At 70.5% G+C, this 18,835-nt stretch carries 14 protein-coding genes and 1 tRNA gene; 3 read left to right on the plus strand and 12 right to left on the minus strand.

The genetic code is table 11. From position 1 onward, the window contains the following. Nucleotides 1–196 precede the first annotated feature (196 nt). The 10 genes from COGEMETH_RS07135 to COGEMETH_RS07180 form a co-directional block, all read right to left on the minus strand. Nucleotides 197–280 (minus strand) — tRNA-Tyr (locus COGEMETH_RS07135). Nucleotides 281–370: 90 nt separating this feature from the next. Beyond that, complete coding sequence (recJ, locus tag COGEMETH_RS07140) at nt 371–2,194, minus strand: single-stranded-DNA-specific exonuclease RecJ (protein WP_373875324.1); 1,824 nt, start codon at nt 2,192–2,194, stop codon at nt 371–373. A gap of 94 nt (nt 2,195–2,288) precedes the next feature. After that, nucleotides 2,289–3,689, minus strand: coding sequence for an NAD(P)(+) transhydrogenase (Re/Si-specific) subunit beta (locus COGEMETH_RS07145; RefSeq protein WP_238181912.1), 1,401 nt, complete (start codon nt 3,687–3,689; stop codon nt 2,289–2,291). A 4-nt stretch (nt 3,690–3,693) separates the two neighbouring features. Further along, complete coding sequence (locus tag COGEMETH_RS07150; protein WP_238181913.1) at nt 3,694–4,143, minus strand: proton-translocating transhydrogenase family protein; 450 nt, start codon at nt 4,141–4,143, stop codon at nt 3,694–3,696. Nucleotides 4,144–4,157: 14 nt separating this feature from the next. Continuing rightward, nucleotides 4,158–5,300, minus strand: coding sequence for a Re/Si-specific NAD(P)(+) transhydrogenase subunit alpha (locus tag COGEMETH_RS07155; protein WP_238181914.1), 1,143 nt, complete (start codon nt 5,298–5,300; stop codon nt 4,158–4,160). A gap of 123 nt (nt 5,301–5,423) precedes the next feature. Then, complete coding sequence (locus COGEMETH_RS07160; RefSeq protein ID WP_238181915.1) at nt 5,424–5,717, minus strand: aa3-type cytochrome c oxidase subunit IV; 294 nt, start codon at nt 5,715–5,717, stop codon at nt 5,424–5,426. A 136-nt stretch (nt 5,718–5,853) separates the two neighbouring features. After that, nucleotides 5,854–7,215 (minus strand): ABC1 kinase family protein, encoded by a 1,362-nt coding sequence (locus tag COGEMETH_RS07165; RefSeq protein ID WP_238181916.1) that lies wholly within the window; start codon nt 7,213–7,215, stop codon nt 5,854–5,856. An 87-nt stretch (nt 7,216–7,302) separates the two neighbouring features. Continuing rightward, a complete protein-coding gene (locus COGEMETH_RS07170; RefSeq protein ID WP_238181917.1) occupies nt 7,303–7,689 on the minus strand; it encodes a type II toxin-antitoxin system death-on-curing family toxin in 387 nt (128 codons plus the stop codon). Beyond that, complete coding sequence (locus COGEMETH_RS07175; RefSeq protein WP_238181918.1) at nt 7,686–7,910, minus strand: AbrB/MazE/SpoVT family DNA-binding domain-containing protein; 225 nt, start codon at nt 7,908–7,910, stop codon at nt 7,686–7,688. Before COGEMETH_RS07175 ends, COGEMETH_RS07170 begins: the two co-directional genes overlap by 4 nt. 78 nt (nt 7,911–7,988) lie before the next feature. Then, nucleotides 7,989–9,860, minus strand: a complete 1,872-nt coding sequence (locus COGEMETH_RS07180; RefSeq protein ID WP_238181919.1) for a M3 family oligoendopeptidase — start codon at nt 9,858–9,860, stop codon at nt 7,989–7,991. Nucleotides 9,861–10,311: 451 nt separating this feature from the next. Here COGEMETH_RS07180 and COGEMETH_RS07185 point away from each other — a divergent pair, with 451 nt between their 5' ends. From COGEMETH_RS07185 to COGEMETH_RS07195, 3 genes are all read left to right on the plus strand, one after another. After that, nucleotides 10,312–11,805, plus strand: a complete 1,494-nt coding sequence (locus COGEMETH_RS07185; RefSeq protein WP_238181920.1) for a sigma-54-dependent transcriptional regulator — start codon at nt 10,312–10,314, stop codon at nt 11,803–11,805. Between the two features lie 101 nt (nt 11,806–11,906). Then, the gene (locus tag COGEMETH_RS07190) at nt 11,907–13,841 is read left to right on the plus strand and encodes a L,D-transpeptidase family protein (protein ID WP_238181921.1); all 1,935 of its coding nucleotides are present in this window, start codon (nt 11,907–11,909) and stop codon (nt 13,839–13,841) included. Between the two features lie 210 nt (nt 13,842–14,051). Next, on the plus strand, nt 14,052–15,566 hold the full coding sequence (locus COGEMETH_RS07195; RefSeq protein ID WP_238181922.1) for a peptidoglycan L,D-endopeptidase MepK: 1,515 nt from the start codon (nt 14,052–14,054) through the stop codon (nt 15,564–15,566). Nucleotides 15,567–15,599: 33 nt separating this feature from the next. On the opposite strand, the gene COGEMETH_RS07200 is transcribed toward COGEMETH_RS07195, so the two are convergent. Both COGEMETH_RS07200 and ppdK read right to left on the minus strand, forming a co-directional pair. Beyond that, on the minus strand, nt 15,600–15,845 hold the full coding sequence (locus tag COGEMETH_RS07200) for a hypothetical protein (protein ID WP_238181923.1): 246 nt from the start codon (nt 15,843–15,845) through the stop codon (nt 15,600–15,602). Between the two features lie 214 nt (nt 15,846–16,059). Continuing rightward, a complete protein-coding gene (gene ppdK / locus COGEMETH_RS07205) occupies nt 16,060–18,768 on the minus strand; it encodes a pyruvate, phosphate dikinase (protein ID WP_238181924.1) in 2,709 nt (902 codons plus the stop codon). Nucleotides 18,769–18,835 lie beyond the last annotated feature (67 nt).

Consider the following 18,835-nt stretch of genomic DNA (forward strand, 5'->3'; position numbering starts at 1 on the left):
AGTTGGATTGAGAAGGCGTCCTACCAGCTGACCGAAGCCCGATGCGAGAGGCCAGACCTTCCCGCGAAACGCTCTCCGCATCATCGTGGCCGGTGTGCGTGCTCACGGCGATCGCGCGTCTTGAATTTAACTCCAGGCCGGGTGCGCTACCCGCCTTTTGGAGTAAGGCAATCCTATCGGAACCCGGAAAAAAGCTTGGTGGGGGAAGTAGGACTCGAACCTACGAAGCTTACGCAGCGGATTTACAGTCCGCCCCCTTTGCCGCTCGGGACATTCCCCCAAACTGCAGGCCTTGAAGGCCGCGCGGCCCTTATGGTGAGGGGGGCTGCGGGTGTCAACAGTCTCGCAGCCCGCGCGATGGTCCGGGCCGTCAGTCGGCCGAGGCGAGGTCGCAGATGCGGACCTGCACCCGCTCCGCGCCGCGCCAGCGGTCGCAGTTCAGGGTGCCGGCGACGTGGAATTCCCGGCCGATGCCATTGAGGATCGCCTGCCCGAGGGGGCCTTGCGCCGCACGGAAGCTGATCGCCCCCACCGCGTGCCCGTCGCGGCTGCGCAGCCGGGCACGGACGTGGCCGGTGCCGACGAGCCCCGCATCGACGATGCGGTGGCGGGGCAGCGCGAAGACCGGCTCGGGGGCCCCCTGCCCGAAAGGCCCTGCCCGCCGGATCAGGCGGACCGTCTCGGCGGTGACGCCACCCGCGCTGACGCTGCCGTCCAGCAGGAGCGCGTCGGCCGAGCGGGCTTGGCCGACCGCGGCGGCGAGATGCCCTGTCAGATACGCCGCGAAGCGGCCGAGGTCGTGACCGGGGAGGGTGACGCCGGCCGCCATGGCGTGGCCGCCGCCCTTGGCGGCCAGCCCTTCCTCGACGCAGAGGCGCACGACGTGGCCGAGATCCGCGCCGGGGATCGAGCGGCCCGAGCCCGTGGCGGTCCCGTCCGGCCGCAGGGCGAAGGCGAAGGCGGGGCGGCCGAAGCGCTCCTTGAGCCGGGCTGCGATCAGGCCGACGACGCCGGGGTGCCAGTCGCGGCTGCCGGCCACCAGCACGGGGCGGTCCGGGTCGAGGCCGAGGGCGCGATCCGTCTCGGCCTCGGCTTCGGCCACCGCCAGCGCCTCGATCGCCTGCCGCTCCCGGTTCAGCCGGTCGAGTTCGGTGGCGATGCGGGCGGCCTCGGCGGGGTCGGCCGTTGTCAGGAGTCGCGCGCCAAGGCCCGCATCGCCGATGCGCCCGCCCGCATTGATCCGCGGGCCGACGACGTAGCCGAGGTGCCAGGCCTCCGGAGGGCCGTCCAGGGCGGCCGCATCGAACAGGGCGGCGAGGCCCTTCCGCCCGCGGGCCCGCATCACCGTCAGCCCCTGCACCACGAAGGCGCGGTTGAGGCCGGTCAGGGGCACCACGTCGGCGACCGTGGCCAGCGCCACGAGGTCGAGGTCGTCGGTGAGCTTCGGCTCCGGGCGGCCTGGGCCGAAGAAGCCCTCGGTGCGCAGGGTCCGGTTGAGGGCGACGAGGGTGAGGAAGACCACGCCCGCGGCGCAGAGATGGCCGAGGCCGGAGAGGTCGTCGAGACGGTTCGGGTTCACCAGGGCGCGCACCGGCGGCAGCACCTCCGAGGCGGCGTGGTGGTCGAGCACGATCACGTCGAGACCGATCTTCTCCGCCTCCTCCAGGGGGCCGTGGCCACCGGTACCGCAATCGACGCAGACCAGGAGCGTCGCGCCCTCTCCCGCGAGCGCCGTGACGGCTGCCACGTTCGGGCCGTACCCTTCGGTGATTCGGTCGGGGATGTGGATGCGGGTCGGCACGCCGAGGCTACGCAGATATCCGGCGAGCAGCGCGGCGCTGGCGGCGCCGTCCACGTCGTAGTCGCCGAACACCGCCACGCTCTCGCCCCGGCGCACGGCGCGCGCGAGGCGCTTGGCCGCGACTTCCATGTCGAGGAGGCTGTCCGGGTCTGGCAGGAGGTCTCGCAGGCGGGGGGCGAGGTAGGCCGCGGACGCGTCGGGACGGATTCCGCGGCCGGCGAGCACGCGGGCGAGCAGTTCCGGCAGGCCGTGGGCCTGGGTCATCACCGCGGCCTCGGCCTGCGTCCGCGCATCCGCGCAGCGCTCGCGCCAGCACCGCCCCGTCACCGAGTCGGAGACGCCCAGGAAGGCGCGGGGGCTTGTGAGGGAGGATGCGGCGGACACGGGCGGCATCATAGCCGCAAGCGGGCCGGTGCGCTGCCACCCGCAAACGACAGCGGGGCGGACATCGCTGCCCGCCCCGCCAATCTCGTCGGATCGCGACGGGTCAGAGGTTCTTGAGGATCTGGTCCACGACCTTCTTGGCGTCACCGAACAGCATCATGGTGTTGTCGCGGAAGAACACCTCGTTCTCGACGCCGGCATAGCCGGACCCCATGCCGCGCTTGATGAACAGCACGGTCTTGGCCCGCTCCACGTCGAGGATCGGCATGCCGTAGATCGGCGAGGCCTTGTCGGTCTTGGCGGCCGGATTGGTGACGTCGTTGGCGCCGATCACGAAGGCGACGTCCGCCTGCGGGAACTCGCCGTTGATGTCCTCCAGCTCGAAGACCTCGTCGTAGGGAACGTTGGCCTCGGCCAGCAGCACGTTCATGTGGCCCGGCATGCGGCCCGCGACGGGGTGGATGGCGTACTTCACGTCGACGCCCTCCTTCTTGAGCAGGTCTGCCATCTCGCGAAGCGAGTGCTGGGCCTGCGCCACCGCCATGCCGTAGCCCGGCACGATGATCACGCGCTCGGCGTTCTTCATGATGTAGGCCGCGTCGTCCGCCGAGCCCTGCTTGACGGGGCGCGTCTCGACCTGCCCGCCCCCGGCCGCCGCGGCGCTGTCGCCGCCGAAGCCGCCGAGGATGACCGAGATGAACGAGCGGTTCATCGCGTGGCACATGATGTAGGACAGGATCGCACCCGACGACCCCACCAGCGAGCCGGTGATGATCAGGGCGAGGTTGCCCAGGGTGAAGCCGATGCCGGCGGCCGCCCAGCCCGAGTAGGAGTTGAGCATCGAAACGACGACGGGCATGTCCGCGCCGCCGATCGGGATGATGAGCAGGCCGCCGAGCGCGAAGGCCAAGAGCACGATCAGCCAGAAGACGACCTTGCTCTCACCGCCGATGAACACGGCCAGCAGTACGACCAGCGCGATCGCGATCGCGATGTTGATGGCGTGGCGCTGCGGCAGCATGATCGGCTTGCCCGACATGCGCCCGTCGAGCTTGGCGAAGGCGATGACCGAGCCGGTGAAAGTGAGCGCGCCGATGGCCGCGCCCAGCGCCATCTCGAACAGCGACTCCTTGTGGATGTGGCCGTTCTCGAGGATGCCCACGGCCTGCGGCGCGTAGAGGGTGGCTGCCGCACCCGCCACGGCGGCGAGGCCGACCAGCGAGTGGAAGGCTGCCACCAGCTGCGGCATCGCCGTCATCGGCACGCGCTTGGCGATGACGGCGCCTGCACCACCGCCGATGCCGATGCCCAGCAGCACCAAAATCCAGGCGCCGAAGCCCGCGGGCGGATGGCCGACGAGGGTGGTCAGCACGGCGAGCGCCATGCCGATCATGCCGTAGAGGTTGCCCTGGCGGGAGGTCGTCGGGTGCGAGAGCCCCCGCAGCGCCATGATGAACAGGACGCCGGCGACGATGTAGAGGAGGGCGGAGACGTTCTGGGACATCGTCTCAGGCCTTCTTCTTGTACATGCCGAGCATGCGCTGCGTGACGAGGAAGCCGCCGAAGATGTTCACGCTGGCGAGCACGATGCCGATGAAGCCGAAGAACCGGGCCCAGCCGGTACCCTTCTCGATCAGGGGAACGCCGGCGGCCAGCAGCGCGCCGACGATGATCACCGAGGAGATCGCGTTGGTGACGGACATCAGCGGCGTGTGGAGCGCCGGAGTCACAGACCAGACGACGTAGTAGCCGACGAAGATCGCGAGCACGAAGATCGCGAGCTGGAACACGGTGGCGTCGACCGCGCCATGTGTGGCGGCGGCGACGCCGTGGCCGAGGCCATCGGCGATCGCCTGGGCTTGGTCGGCGGCGTTGCGCGCGGCGGATGCGGCGGCGCGCGCGGTCTCGGCGAGGAAGCGGGTCTGGTCCGCCGCCTGATCGGGGGGAATGTTGGCCATCTGTGGCTCCTGGATCAGGCTGCTTTGGGCTGGAAGGAGGCGTGGACGACCTGTCCGTCGCGGGTCAGGTTCGTCGCCTGGACGAGCTCGTCGTCCCACTTGACGGCGAGCGCCTTGGCCTCCTTGTCGACCAGCGTCTCGACGAAGGCGTAGAGGTTGCGCGCGTAGAGGGCCGAGGCGCTGGCGGCGAGCCGTCCCGGCACGTTGAGGTGCCCGACGATCTTCACGCCCCGGTCCGTGGTGACGACCTCGCCCGGCTTGGCGCCGGCCACGTTCCCGCCGCGCTCCACAGCGAGGTCGATCAGCACCGAGCCGGGCTTCATCGACGCGACCATCTCCTCGGAGACGAGCTTCGGCGCCGGCCGGCCGGGGATCAGCGCCGTGGTGATGACGATGTCCTGTTTGGCGATGTGGGTCGCCACCAGATCGGCCTGCTTCTTCTGGTACTCGGCCGACATCTCCTTGGCGTAGCCGCCCTTGGTCTCGGCCTGCTTGAACTCGTCGTCCTCGACGGCGACGAACTTGGCGCCCAGCGACTCGACCTGCTCCTTGGTGGCCGGCCGCACGTCTGTAGCGGTGACCACGGCGCCCATGCGGCGGGCGGTGGCGATGGCCTGGAGGCCGGCCACGCCCACGCCCATCACGAAGACGCGGGCGGCGGGCACGGTGCCGGCGGCCGTCATCATCATCGGCATGGCGCGGCCGTATTCCGAAGCCCCGTCGACGACCGCGCGGTAGCCGGCGAGGTTGGCCTGGGATGAGAGCACGTCCATCACCTGCGCGCGGGTGATGCGGGGCATCAGCTCCATGGCGAAGGCGCTGATGCCCGCATCCGCCATGGCCTTCAGCTCGGCGTCGTGGCCGTAGGGGTCCATGATCGCGACGACGGCCGCGCCGCTCTTGAGGAGCTTCAACTCGTCGGCGCCGGGGCGGCGCACCTTCAGGACGAGGTCGGCGTCGCGGGCGGCTTCTTCCGCGGAAGTGGCGATCGCGGCGCCGGCGGCCTCATAATCGGAATCCGGGACGCCCGCCTTCAGGCCGGCGCCGGACTGCACGACCACGTCCGCTCCGAGACCCATGAACTTCTTGACCGTCTCCGGCACCGCTGCGACCCGCGGTTCCGCGGCATCGGTCTCCGACAGCACAGCGATGCGCATTCAGGCGTTCCCCTTGGATGAACCGTCACCGAATGCGCGAATTGACACGGCTTTTCGAGACGGCTGGGCCGGATGGATGGGTGGAAATGCGCCGAATGTAACCGACGCCGAAAGTCACGCTCGTCAGGCGAATGCGAGGTAGAGAGCAAGAAGCAGGCCGACGACCAGCGGCGCCTTCCAGCCAATGGCCGGGGCCAGGGCACCGACCGCACCGGCGATGCCGGACAGCACAACGCCGAAGATCGCCGTGAGCCACGCCTCGCGGATGCCGCCGACGGCCAGAGCCAGGACCCAGCAGATCACCACGCCGGTGGCGATCTCGACGAACCGGACGAAGCCGCGATAGGTCTGCTCGTGCGTCTTGCCATCCATCGCGGCGCTGTAGGGTGCTCCGGATGCGGTCTTCGTATCGGCCATCGTGCGCTCGTCCTTTTAGACGCGACCCTGCATTGTCACGAGCGGATGTAGCGCAAGCTTTTTCCTGCGGCAATCGACATGGCGGCCGAGGACGCCGCCGCCGTGGACGGCGCGGCGAACCCCGGCGTCAGACGGCTCAGTGGGGCTGCGGCAGCCCGGCCGCCCCGAGCGCCTCCACCTGCCTGGCGGCGAGGGTGTCGAGGGAAAAATTCTCGATCTCGGCCTCGAACAGGCGATGGTAGTTCAATTCCGAGCGCAGGTGCAGGAAGACCGCCCCCAGGCCGACCGCGGCGCGGTCCATGAAGACGAATTCCTGCGGTATGGTGACGGGGCCCCGCTCCTTCAGGGCCTGATGCACCTGGAAGGCCTGCCGCCGCCCGTACTCGCCGGGCTTGACCCCGTCCGCCACGGTGCGGGTGCGGTCCTCCAGCAATGGGCCGTAGATGAAGCGGGCCCAGATGTTGAGGATCTCGATCTTCTCCCGGTCGAGGTCCTTGAAGCCCCAGACCTCGTAGGCGTGGACGATCCGGGCCTCGTCCTGCGTGAGCAGCCCCCGGTAGAGGTCGACCACGCCGCCGACGAAGCGCGGGTGGAAGATGCGCACGCAGCCGTAATCGAGGAGGTTGATGCCGCCGGGCTCGGAGCCCTCCGAGAACACGGTGTAGTTGCCCAGATGCGGGTCGCCGTGGATCACGGCCGCGCGGCTGAACGGGTGCCACCAGGCCTTGAACATCGCCTGCGCGATCCGGTTGCGGACCTCCACGGGGCTGTCGGCGAAACTGAGGATGCGCGCCCCGTCGAGCCAGCCGAGCGTCAGGAGCCGCTTGGTCGAGAGGTCGGAATGGATCGCCGGCACGCGCACGGCATCGATGTCCTTCAGCACGGCGCCGTAGAGGCCGGCGTGCTTGGCCTCCCGCTCGTAATCCAGTTCCTCGCGCACTCGCGCGCCGATTTCCTTGGCGATTTCACGGGTGTCGAGCCAGGAGTTCATGCGACGGTGGAGGGCGAAGGCGACCTGCAGCTGCTTCAGGTCGGCCTCCACGGCCGATTGCATGTCCGGATATTGCAGCTTGCAGGCCAGCGGCACGCCGTCCAGGGAGGTCGCCCGGTGCACTTGCCCGAGGGAGGCCGCTGCGGCTGGCTTCAGGTCGAAATCCGCGAACCGCGTCCGCCAATCGCTCCCGAGTTCGGCCATCATCCGCCGCTTGACGAAGGCCGCCCCCATCGGGGGAGCGTCGGCCTGGAGCTTCTGCAGCTCCGCCGCGTATTCGGGCGGCAGCAGGTCCGGCACGGTGGCGAGCAGCTGCGCCACCTTCATGATCGGCCCCTTCAGGCCGCCGAGGGCCTGGGCGAGGGCCGCCGCGTTCGTCGTGCCTTCCTTGCCGAACAGGCGGGCTCCCGCCATCCGCGCGGCGACCCCGCCGACATTGGCTCCGACGCGGGCGTAGCGGCTGGCGCGGGCGGAGAAGCGGTTGGCTTCGCGATCGGTCTCGGCCATTCTTGCTTGTGTCCCGCGCAGCTTGGACACGGGAGATAAGCCTTCGCCCTCCGGCTGCCAGGGCGCTGGGTCCCTGCGCCGCGGGGGCTATGCGCCCGGCCAGTTGTCGCGGACCCAGCGGGTGAGGCCGGCTTCGTCGATCTCGCCGGCGGCGAGGCCGCGGATCATCACCACGGCTTCGGCCTCGTCCGCAAGGAAATCCACGTCGTTCAGGCCGAGAAACGTGACGAGCGCCAGCAGCGCGGCCCGCTTGTTTCCGTCGATAAAGGGGTGGTTCTTGGCGATGCCGAAGGCGTAGGCCGCCGCAAGCTCCGCGAGGTCCGGCTCCCCGTAGGCCGCTCGGTTCACGGGACGGCCCAGGGCGGATTCGAGCGCGCCCTCGTCGCGCAGGCCGGAGGGGCCGCCGAAGAGCTTGATCTGCTGTGCATGGATCGCCTGGACGAGGTCGCTCGTCAGCCAGACGATCCCGCTCATTTGGCAAGCTCGGACAAGGCGTTGCGATAGGTCTTCATCGCCTTATCGGCGATCTTCATGCCCTTCTCGAAATCCGGGTCATAGGGCGACAGGCGCACCGAGCCGTCGGACACTTCCGTCACGTAGAGCCACTGGCCCTGCGTGAGATTCAATTTGCCGACGAGTTCTTTCGGCAGGATCAGGCCGGTGGAGTTGCCGATCTTCTTGATTTCGAGCTTCATCGCCGGGCTCCGCAGGATGTTGTACGAAACGTATAACATCCTGCGGGCGTGAGCCAAAGGCGTTTCCGACGTCCCGCCTCAGCCCTGTCCTTCCATCCCCTCCAGTTCCGCGATCATCCCCTCGATCATCCCCAGCCCGATCTGCCAGAAGCCGGGGTCCTTCGCGTCGAGGCCGAAGGGGGCCAGCAACGCGCCGTAGGGCTTCGAGCCGCCGGCCGAGAGCAGGGCGAAGTAGCGCTCGACGAAGCCGCCCTCCGCCTTGGCGTAGACCCCGTAGAGGGAGTTCACGAGGCAATCGCCGAAGGCGTAGGCGTAGACGTAGAACGGCGAGTGAATGAAGTGCGGGATGTAGGCCCAGAACGGCTCGTAGCCCGCATCGAGGCTGATGGCCGGGCCGAGGGACTCCGCTTGAACCGAAATCCAGAGCTCGTTGATCTGCTCGGTGGTCAACTCGCCCTTGGCGCGAGCGAGGTGGACCTTGCGCTCGAAGGAGTAGAACGCGATCTGCCGCACCACCGTATTGATCATGTCCTCGACCTTGGCGGCCAGCATCGCCCTGCGCTGGGTCGTGTCGGTGGTTGCAGCGAGCAGGCGCCGGAAGGTCAGCATCTCGCCGAAGACGCTCGCGGTCTCGGCCAGCGTCAGGGGCGTGGGCGCCATCAGGGCGCCGTTGGGGCCGGCGAGCACCTGGTGCACCCCGTGGCCGAGTTCGTGGGCGAGCGTCATCACGTCCCGCGGCTTGCCCTGGTAATTGACCAGCACGTAGGGGTGGACCGAGGGCACGGTCGGATGGGCGAAGGCGCCGGGCGCCTTGCCGGGCCGTGTCGGCGCGTCGATCCAGCCCCGGTCGAAGAAGTCCCGGGCGATGCCGGCCATGCGCGGCGAGAACGCGTCGTAGGCGTCGAGCACCGTGTCGCGGGCTTCCGTCCAGGGAATGGTGCGCTGCTCCACACGGGGCAGGGGCGCGTTGCGGTCCCAATAGGGCAGCGCGTCGAGCCCGAACCACCTGGCCTTCAGCCGGTAGTAGCGGTGCGACAGGCGCGGATAGGCGTCGCGAACGGCGTCCACCAGGGCGGCCACCACTTCGGGCTCGACCCGGTTGGAGAGGTGGCGGGCGTCGGCCACGTCCTTGAAGCCCCGCCAGCGGTCGGAGATCTCCTTGTCCTTGGCCAGCGTGTTGGTGATGAGGGTGAACACCCGGAGGTTGGCCCGCAGCACCTCGCTGACCGCGCCGGCCGCCTCGCGGCGTACCGCGCCGTCCGGGTCCTGGAGCTTGTTCAGGGTCGGCTCCAGGGGAAGCTGCTCGCCCTGGATCGGGAAGCGCAAGGCGGCGATGGTCTCGTTGAACAGCCGGTCCCAGGAGGCGTTGGCGGTGACGGACTTCTCCAGGAACAGCTTCTCGATCCGGTCCTCGAGCTGGAACGGCTTCTCCCGCCGCAAATCCTCGATCCAGGGCGCGTAATGGGCGAGCGGCCCGTCCGCCATCGCCGCATCCAGCACCGCGTCGTCGATGCGGTTGAGTTCGAGGGCGAAGAACAGGAGGTCGCCCGAGGCGTCGGTCAGACGCTCGCGGGTGTCGCCGTAGAACTTGGCGCGGGCCTCGTCGGTGGTGTCTCCGGAATAGACGAGGCCGGCATAGGACATCAGCTTGCCCAACAGGTCCTCGATCGCCTCGTAGGCTGCGACCGCCTCCGCGAGCCTGCCAGAGGCGTCGGGTCCCTGCGCCAGGGCAGCCAGGTGGCCTGCATAGCTCTGCGAGAACGAGCGGCACTCGGAGACGGCGCGGGCGAGGTCGTCGCGGAACTCGGGGGCGTCGAGGCCGGGATAGAGGTCCGAGAGGTCCCATTCGGGCAGCGGGCCGAGGTCCACCGCGCGGGCCGTATCCCGCGCAGCCTGGGCGCCCTCGGAGATGCGGAGGGTGTCCGACTGGGTGGCGATTCTGCTCGGCATGGTCCTCGTTCCTTCCGGGTCGCCGGTCTGGGTGGCGTCGCGGTCCCGGTGTCCGCTGATATCGAGCGGGACGGCCGGCCTTCAACCGGATTCCGCGCCCGGGACAATCGCTTGAATGCGATTGTCCCGATTCCTTGCCCGGCCTGAGGCGCCATCGCCCGCCTCCGTGGGCTCTGGCCGATCCTCCGCGCCATGTCTCCCGGGACGTTCGTCCCGAAAAACCCGCTGCGCGAGGCGCTCTTCGCGCCCTGAAGTCGCCGAAGCCATGGCCGTCGTTCCGCGCTGCCGACCCGCACGTCCCCGGCGAAAGGTTCGATCGTCGTTAAGCGGGACTTTACGCATCTGGGCGACCCTGCGGTTCGAAACGAAACACGCAGCCGGGCCGTCTCCGGCGCCGGGGCCGTTGGGTCCCGCGCCGAGGTGCCCGCGCGGTCTGCCGAGGAAAGCCCGCATGTCGACAACGGTTCTCATCGTCGACGACGATCCGGTGCAGCGCCGCCTCGCCGAGGCGAGCGTGCGCCGCTTCGGCTTCGAGGCGCGGGTCGCCGACAGCGGCGAGGAGGGCCTGAGCCTGCTGCGGGCCGAAGCCGGCATCGACGTGGTGCTCCTCGACCTGGTGATGCCCGGCGGCATGGACGGCCTCGCGGTGCTCGCCGAGATGCGCAAGTCCGGCCTCGACACCCCCGTGATCGTCCAGACCGCCAACGGCTCGATCGACGCGGTGGTCAACGCCATGCGGGCGGGCGCCGTCGACTTCGTGGTCAAGCCGGCCGGCGCCGAGCGCCTCCAAGTCTCGATCAAGAACGCCCTGCGCGTCGACCAGCTGGAGGAAGAGGTCCGGCGGATGCGCCGCCGCGCCTCCGGGTCCCTGAGCTTCAAGGACCTGACCTCCAAGAGCCCGGACATGGAGCGGGTGACGCGGCTCGCCGAGCGCTCTGCCAAATCCAACATCCCCGTGCTGATCGAGGGCGAGTCCGGCGTCGGCAAGGAGGTGCTTGCCCGCGCGATCCAGGGTTCGGGCGAGCGGCGCGGCAAGGCCTTCGTCACGGTCAATTGCGGGGCGATCCCCGACAACCTCGTGGAATCCACCCTGTTCGGCCACGAGAAGGGCGCCTTCACCGGCGCCACCGAACGCCACGTCGGCAAGTTCGTCGAGGCGTCGGGCGGAACGCTCTTCCTCGACGAGATCGGGGAACTGCCGCTGGATGCCCAGGTCAAGCTCCTGCGCGCCCTCCAGGAGGGCGAGGTCGACCCGGTGGGCGCCAAGCGCAGCGTGCGCGTCGACATCCGCCTGATCTCGGCCACGAACCGCTCGCTGCTCGACCTGGTCAAGCAGGGCAAGTTCCGCGAGGACCTCTATTACCGCCTCAACGTCTTCCCGATGACCCTGCCCCCGCTCAGGGCCCGGCGCGAGGACATCCCGGATCTCGTGCGCTCGTTCTGCGCCCGCTTCTCGGCCGAGGAAGGCAAGCGCGTCCGCGCGATCACGTCCGAGGCGATGGCGCTCCTCTCCCGCTACCCCTGGCCCGGCAACGTGCGCCAGCTGGAGAACGCCCTGTTCCGCGCCGTGGTGCTGGCCGACGGGGACGAACTGACGGTGGCGGAATTCCCGCAGATCGCGGCCCAGGTCGAGGGCTTCGACGTGCGCATCCCGGCCGCCCCCGTCCAGCCGATGCTGTCGGCCTACGCGCCGGAGCCGGTGCGCGAGATCGTCCGCGTCGAGGTCCGCGATCCGCACGCGATGTCGCTGGTGGTCGAAGAGACCGGCGAGATGAAGCCGATGGACGCCCTGGAGGCCGAGATCATCCGATTCGCCCTGCAATTCTATCGCGGCCGGATGTCCGAGGTCTCGCGCCGCTTGCGGATCGGCCGATCCACCCTCTACCGCAAGCTCAAGGATCTCGGTCTGGAGGGCGACGACAAGGCGGAGGACGCCGCGGCGTGAGCCGGGCGCGAGCGGGGCGGTGCGGTTGCGCACGGCCCCGCTTGAGAGGATAATCATAAGCTTGGGGCGGTCCCTCGGGCCGGCACCCTGGAGATGCGAACATGGGCGTCTCGCGCTCAGCCAAAGCCGCGCTGGCCGCCCTGTTGATGGGCTCGGTCGCGCCGGCCTGCCTCGTCCGGGCGCAGGCGGAGCCCGGCCGCGCGCCGGTGGCCGTCACCGCTGCCGTGGCCACGGACGGGGCCGTGCCGGACACGGCGCTGCCGGCCGAGCGCGCTGCGCCGGCGCCCGTCGTGTCGCCCGAGGCCGCCGCCCCGCCGCCCGACAAGCCCGTGGAGGCCGCGACGCCCGCACCGCCCGCGGAGCCCCAGCCCGCGGCCGTGTTCGCGCGCCTGGCCGATCCCGCCCCGCTCCTGCCGCGCCTGTCCGCAAAGGAGCGTGAGGCGATGCGGGCCTTCTATGCGCTGGGCGCCTTCAAGCCGGTCTGGATCGTGGACGGGGCCTTCACCCCGGCCGCCAAGGCGGTCGCCGCCCGCCTCGCCGCAGCCGGTGAGGACGGGCTCGACGCGCGGGCCTACCCGGTGCCCGTGCTCGGCGTCCTGAGCCGGCCCGACTCCCTGGCCGAGGTCGCCGAGGCGGACCTGAAGCTCTCCGCCGCGGTCGCCCTCTATGCCCGCGACGCAAGGGGCGGCCGGGTCAACCTCACCGCGATCTCCCGCCTGATCACCCCGGCCCTCGACCTTCCGGCCGCCGACACGGTCCTGGCCCAACTCGCCAGCGCCGGTGCGGGCGCGGGCGACCTGCTCCAGCGCTACAACCCGAACACCGTGGGCTACCGCGCCCTCAAGGCGCGGCTGGCCGCCGGCCGCGACCGGACCCCGAGCAACGCGCCGAGCGTCAGGCTCCCCCCCGGCCCGACCTTGAGGCTCGGCATGCGGGACGCCCGCGTGCCGCTGATCCGCGCCCGCTTCGGCCTGGAGGCCCGCGCCGCCGGCACCCTCGACGCGGCCCCCGGCGCGCCGGAGGATTACGATGCGGGGGTGGCGGCCGCGGTCGCCGCCTTCCAGCGCAGCCGCGGGATCCCGGGCAACGGCACCCTGAACGCGCAGACCGTCGTGGCCCTGGGCAATCCCGAGGTCCGGGCGCCCGTCGGGGCCGACGAGGCGGCGCTCATCGTCAACATGGAGCGCTGGCGCTGGCTGCCCTCCGATCTCGGGGCCGACTACGTCCTCGTCAACGTGCCCGAGTTTCATCTGCGGGTGTTCCGCAACGGCGCGATGGCCGACGAGACGCGGGTGATCGTCGGCAAGACGGATTCGCCCACGCCGCTTTTCTCCGGGATGATGGAATATGCGGTCGTCAACCCGTCCTGGTACGTGCCGCCCTCGATCCTGAAGACCATGCTCGCCTCCGGCCGGACGGCCGGCTACGAGGTCGTCCGGCGCGGCAACCAGACCTACCTGCGCCAGCCGCCGGGGGAGCGGAACGCGTTGGGCTTCATCAAGTTCATGTTCCCCAACAACCACGCGGTCTACCTGCACGACACCCCGAACCGCTCGCTGTTCGCGCGCTCCGAGCGGGCGCTCAGCCACGGTTGCGTCCGTGTCGACGACCCGTTCCGCTTCGCCGGCTCGGTGCTGCCCGCCGCGTGGTCGGGCGAGCGACTGAAGAAGCTGATCGGCAAGGGCGAACGCACCATCCGCCTCGACGCCAAGCTGCCGGTGCACCTCGCCTACTTCACCGCCTACGTCGACGATTCCGGCCTCTACCGGACGCTACCGGACCTCTACGGCTACGACGGTCCGATGCGCGCGGCCCTGGGCCTTCCGGGCGGTTCCGCGCCCGCCGTCGCCCGGCGCCCCGCGGAGCCGGCGCGGCGCGCGGCCGAGGTGGTCCCCAAGCCACGGCCGAAGGTGGTGCGCCACGTGACGCGCCCCGCGGCACCCGCCGCCCGCGCCAGCGCCGAGGGGGCGCCGGAATACGGCGAGCCGGGCCTGTGGACCCCGCGCCCCGCGCCGGCCTCCCGCTACTGGTGGTAGCCTGCGGGCGCCGGGCGGCCGGCGCTCTGGTCCCGCGCCCGTCCCGTGTGCGCTGCCGCTATTGCGGGCACGATTTCGCCACGGTCCAGCCTTAGCCGTAAGGAATCGAGGCGGTGGTTCGAGGACCCGATAACCGGACGTTCACGGTTTTCGGCAACCTTGCATTCACCATGCGTCCGGCGCGGGCTCCGGGATTGGGTGAGGACGATCGTGCCGAGGCTCCTGCGACACTCCCTCACCCTCCCTGCCGAAGCCCCGCCTGTCCTGCCCACCTCCCGCCTGCGCCGGATCGCGCTCGCCGCTACCGGGATCGTCCTGGCCCTGGTCGCCGGCACCACGGGTACGCAGGACGCGGTCGCCAACGGCGACACCCGCACCCTCTCGATCTACCACACCCATTCGAAGGAGAGCGTCACCGTCACGTTCAAGCGTGACGGGCGCTACGACCGGGCCGCCCTGGAGCAGCTCAATTGGCTCCTGCGCGACTGGCGCGTCGACGAGCCGACCAAGATGGACCCGCGCCTGTTCGACACGGTGTGGGAGGCCTACCGGCAGGTCGGCGCCTCGGAGCCGATCCACGTCGTCTCGGCCTACCGCTCGCCCGGCACCAACGCGATGCTGCGCCGCCGCTCGAAGATGGTGGCCGAGTTCAGCCAGCACATGCTCGGCAAGGCCATGGACTTCTACCTGCCCGACGTCTCGATCGACCGGATCAGGGCCGTGGGCATGCAGATGCAGCGGGGCGGCGTCGGCTGGTATCCCCGCGCCGGCTCGCCTTTCGTGCATCTCGACGTGGGCTCGGTGCGCTCCTGGCCGCGCATGACCCACGACCAGCTCGCCAACCTGTTCCCGGACGGCCGCACCGTCCACCTGCCCACCGACAACCGGCCGCTCGCCCGCTACGAGGAGGCCCGCGCCGACATCCTGGCCCGCGGCGGATCGGTGGCCGGCGTGAGCACGCAGATGGCCGGCGCCGATGAGGACGAGGGCCCGAGCATCCGGGGCTTCTTCGCCAGCCTGTTCGGCGGCGGCAGCGACACCCCCGCCCCGGCCCCCGCGGCGCGCAGCCGGCAGAAACCCACCATCGCGGTCGCGAGCGCCGACCCCGAGGACCCGGCCGGTGCCCGCGCGGCCCTGGCCTACGCCGCACCCGCCGCCAGCGGCGCGCTGCGCGAATCGCTCCTGCGCCGCGAGGGCAAGGCGACCGATGCCCGGAGCCTGCTCACCGCCGAACGCCCGACAGAGGCGCCGCCGGCCGAGCCCGTGGCGAGCGCGGTCTCCGCGCCGCTGCCCCCGCGCCGGCCCGCGGAATTCGCCGCCGTCACCGCGGCCCTGGCGATGCCCCTGCCCCCGCCCCGGCCGGTCCAGCTCGCCGCCCTCGGCGGCGGCATGGCCAACATCGCGGGTCCTGAGACCCGCGCCCTCGCCCCGGCCCCCGCACCCGCCCGCCGGGTCGCCCTGGTGCCGGCCGATGCCGATCCGAAGACGCAGCTGCGCGCCCTGTTCGAGGCGGTCTCGGCCGAAACCGTCGCGGCGCCTGCGAGCCGCGCCGCGCCGGTGCGCCTCGCCACGGCCCGGCTCAAGGGCGATGCCACGCCAGACGGAGTGGTGGGCGCCCGTCCCGAGGCCGTGACCACGCAGTTCGGCCAGCGCAGCCCCGGCGACGACCTCACGGCTGCCCGCTTCACCGGCTCGGCGACGCGTGCGGTTCCGGGCCGGCGCTGAGGCGCCCGCCCCGGTCGTGGGATCAATGAAAAATCAGGGCGTCCGGCGGGCCTGCGCAGCGGCGAGCGCCGAGACCAGGCTCACGGCATAGCCCCCGCCGCTGCGGGCGATGCGCTCGGCCTCTGTGCCGCTCTCCGTCGCGACGGCGAAGACCAGGAGCGCCGCGGTGGCGAGCCCGCAAGCCGCGCCCGCGAGCCACAGGGACGCCTTCTCGACCGCCCGGTGCATCGGCACGGCGGCGGGATTCTCACCGATGTAGAGGGGGCTGGTGTCGCTCATGGCCGGCGCTCTCGCGGTCGACGTGACGCCCGGTCGGACCCGGTGCACGCACGCGCTCTCGGACCGCCATAAGCACGCAACGTGCCCTCACGGCAAAGGTTCAACCGCCTGGAACCGTTTTTTGCGCAGGCATTTTGTGAGGTCGTGTCGGGTTCTTTGACGGCCGGAGCGCGGCACGTGCGAGCCCCGGCGATCCGGGCTCTCAGCCCTACATCTAGCCTTCCTTGGCCGAGACCGCTCCGAGGGCCGCCTGGGCCGCCGCGAGCCGGGCGATCGGCACCCGGTAGGGCGAGCAGGAGACGTAGTCGAGGCCGACCTCCTGGCAGAAGCCGATGGAGGCCGGGTCGCCTCCGTGCTCGCCGCAGATGCCGAGCTTGATGTCGGGCCGGGTCGCCCGGCCGCGCTCGACGCCGATGCGCACCAGTTCGCCCACGCCCTCCTGGTCGATGGTGACGAAGGGGTCGGCGGCCAGGATTCCCTTCTGGGTGTAGGGCCCGAGGAAGGTCGCCGCGTCGTCCCGCGAGATGCCCAGCGCCGTCTGCGTCAAGTCGTTGGTGCCGAAGGAGAAGAACTCCGCCGTCTGCGCGATCTCGTTGGCCTTCAGCGCCGCCCGCGGCAGCTCGATCATCGTGCCCACCTGATAGGCAAGGGTGGCGCCCTTTTCATCGGAGACGGCCTTGGCCGTGGCGTCGATGCGCGCCTTGACGATGTCGAACTCCGCCCGCGAGAACACCAGGGGCACCATCACCTCCGGGGTGACTGGCTCGCCCGTCTCCGCGGCGGCCTGGATCGCCGCCTCGAAGATCGCGCGGGCCTGCATCTCGGCGATCTCGGGGAAGGCGATGGCCAGCCGGCAGCCGCGGAAGCCCAGCATCGGATTGAACTCGGAGAGCTCGCGCGTCCGCTGCCGGATCTTCTCCTCGGTCACGCCGGTGGCCTCGACCACGTCCTGCACCTCCGCGTCGGAATGGGGCAGGAACTCGTGCAGGGGCGGATCGAGCAGGCGGATCGTGACGGGCAGGCCCGACATGATCGTGAACAGCTCGAAGAAGTCCTGGCGCTGGTAGGGCAGGATCTTGGCGAGCGCCGCCCGGCGCCCCTCCGCGTCGTCGGCCAGGATCATCTCGCGGACCGCGATGATGCGGTCGCCCTCGAAGAACATGTGCTCGGTCCGGCACAGGCCAATGCCCTCGGCGCCGAAGTCGCGGGCGGTGCGGGCGTCGGTGGGGGTGTCGGCGTTGGCGCGCACCTTCATGGTGCGGTGGGCGTCGGCCCAGCCCATCAGGGTGGCGAAGTCCCCCGACAGTTCGGGGGCGAGCATCTTGACCTCGCCGAGCAGCACCTGCCCCGTGGACCCGTCGACGGTGATCCGGTCGCCGGCCTTGAGGGTGGTGCCCCCCACCGTCATCGTCCTGGCCTTGTAGTCGATCCGGATCGTGCCGACGCCCGAGACGCAGGGCTTGCCCATGCCGCGGGCCACCACCGCCGCGTGGCTGGTCATGCCGCCGCGCGTGGTCAGGATGCCCTCGGAGGCGTGCATGCCGTGGATGTCCTCCGGCGAGGTCTCGATGCGCACCAGGATGCACTTGCGCTCGGCCTTGCGCGCGGCCTCCGCGTCCTCGGAGTTGAACACGATCTCGCCGGTGGCGGCGCCGGGCGAGGCGGGCAGGCCCGAGGCGATGACCTTGCGCTCGGCCTTCGGGTCGATGGTCGGGTGCAGGAGCTGGTCCAGGGCGCCCGGCTCGATGCGCAGGATCGCCTCCTCCTGCGTGATCAGGCCCTCGGCGGCCAGGTCCACGGCGATGCGGAGCGCCGCCTTGGCGGTGCGCTTGCCGTTGCGGGTCTGGAGCATCCAGAGCTTCCCGCTCTCGATGGTGAACTCCATGTCCTGCATATCGCGGTAGTGCTTTTCCAGGATGCCGTAGATCCGGGTCAGCTCCGCGAAGCTGTCCGGCATCGCCTTCTCCATGGAAGGCTTTTCGGACTTCGCCTCGATGCGGGCCTTTTCCGTGATGTCCTGCGGGGTACGGATGCCGGCGACCACGTCCTCCCCTTGCGCGTTGATCAGGAACTCGCCGTAGAGGGCACTCTCGCCGGTGGAGGGGTTGCGGGTGAAGGCCACGCCCGTGGCCGAGGTGTCGCCCATGTTGCCGAACACCATGGCCTGGACGTTGACCGCCGTGCCCCAGCTCTCGGGGATGGCGTTCAGCTCGCGGTACTTCTTGGCCCGCGGGATCATCCAGGAATCGAACACGGCGCCGATGGCACCCCAGAGCTGGTCCTCGGCCCCTTGCGGGAAGTCCGAGCCGTGTTCCGCCCGCACGATTTTCTTGTAACTTTGGATGAGCGTCTTCCAGTCGTCGGCGCCCAGTTCCGTGTCGAGGTCGAAGCCCTTGCCCTCCTTGTAGCGCTCCAGCGCCTCCTCGAAGGCGTGGTGCTCCACGCCCAGCACCACGTTCGCGTACATGGTGATGAAGCGGCGGTAGGAATCGTAGGCGAAGCGCGGGTCGCCGGAGCTGTCGGCCAGGGCCGCGACGGTGGCGTCGTTCAGGCCGAGGTTGAGCACCGTGTCCATCATGCCGGGCATCGAGGCCCGCGCGCCCGAGCGCACAGAGACCAGCAGGGGATTCCGGGAATCGCCGAAGCTTTTGCCGGTGATCGCGCCGACCTGTTCCAGGGCGGCCCGGACCTGGTCCTTCAGTTCGGCCGGGTAGGTCTGGCCGTTGTCGTAATAGGCGGTGCAGACCTCGGTGGTGATGGTGAAGCCGGGGGGCACCGGCAGGCCGAGGTTCGACATCTCGGCGAGGTTGGCGCCCTTGCCGCCGAGGAGGTCGCGCATCTGCGACTTGCCCTCGGCCTTGCCGTCGCCGAAGGCGTAGACCCACTTCGCGCCGTCCCGGCTCGCGGTGCCCTCGTTCGCCATGTCGATTCCGTCCATTGATGAGGGGTGCGATCGCCCCCCGGCCGATCCCACGGGTGGATCATATTGC

This window comes from Methylobacterium trifolii, from assembly GCF_022179685.1.
GTDB lineage: Bacteria > Pseudomonadota > Alphaproteobacteria > Rhizobiales > Beijerinckiaceae > Methylobacterium > Methylobacterium trifolii.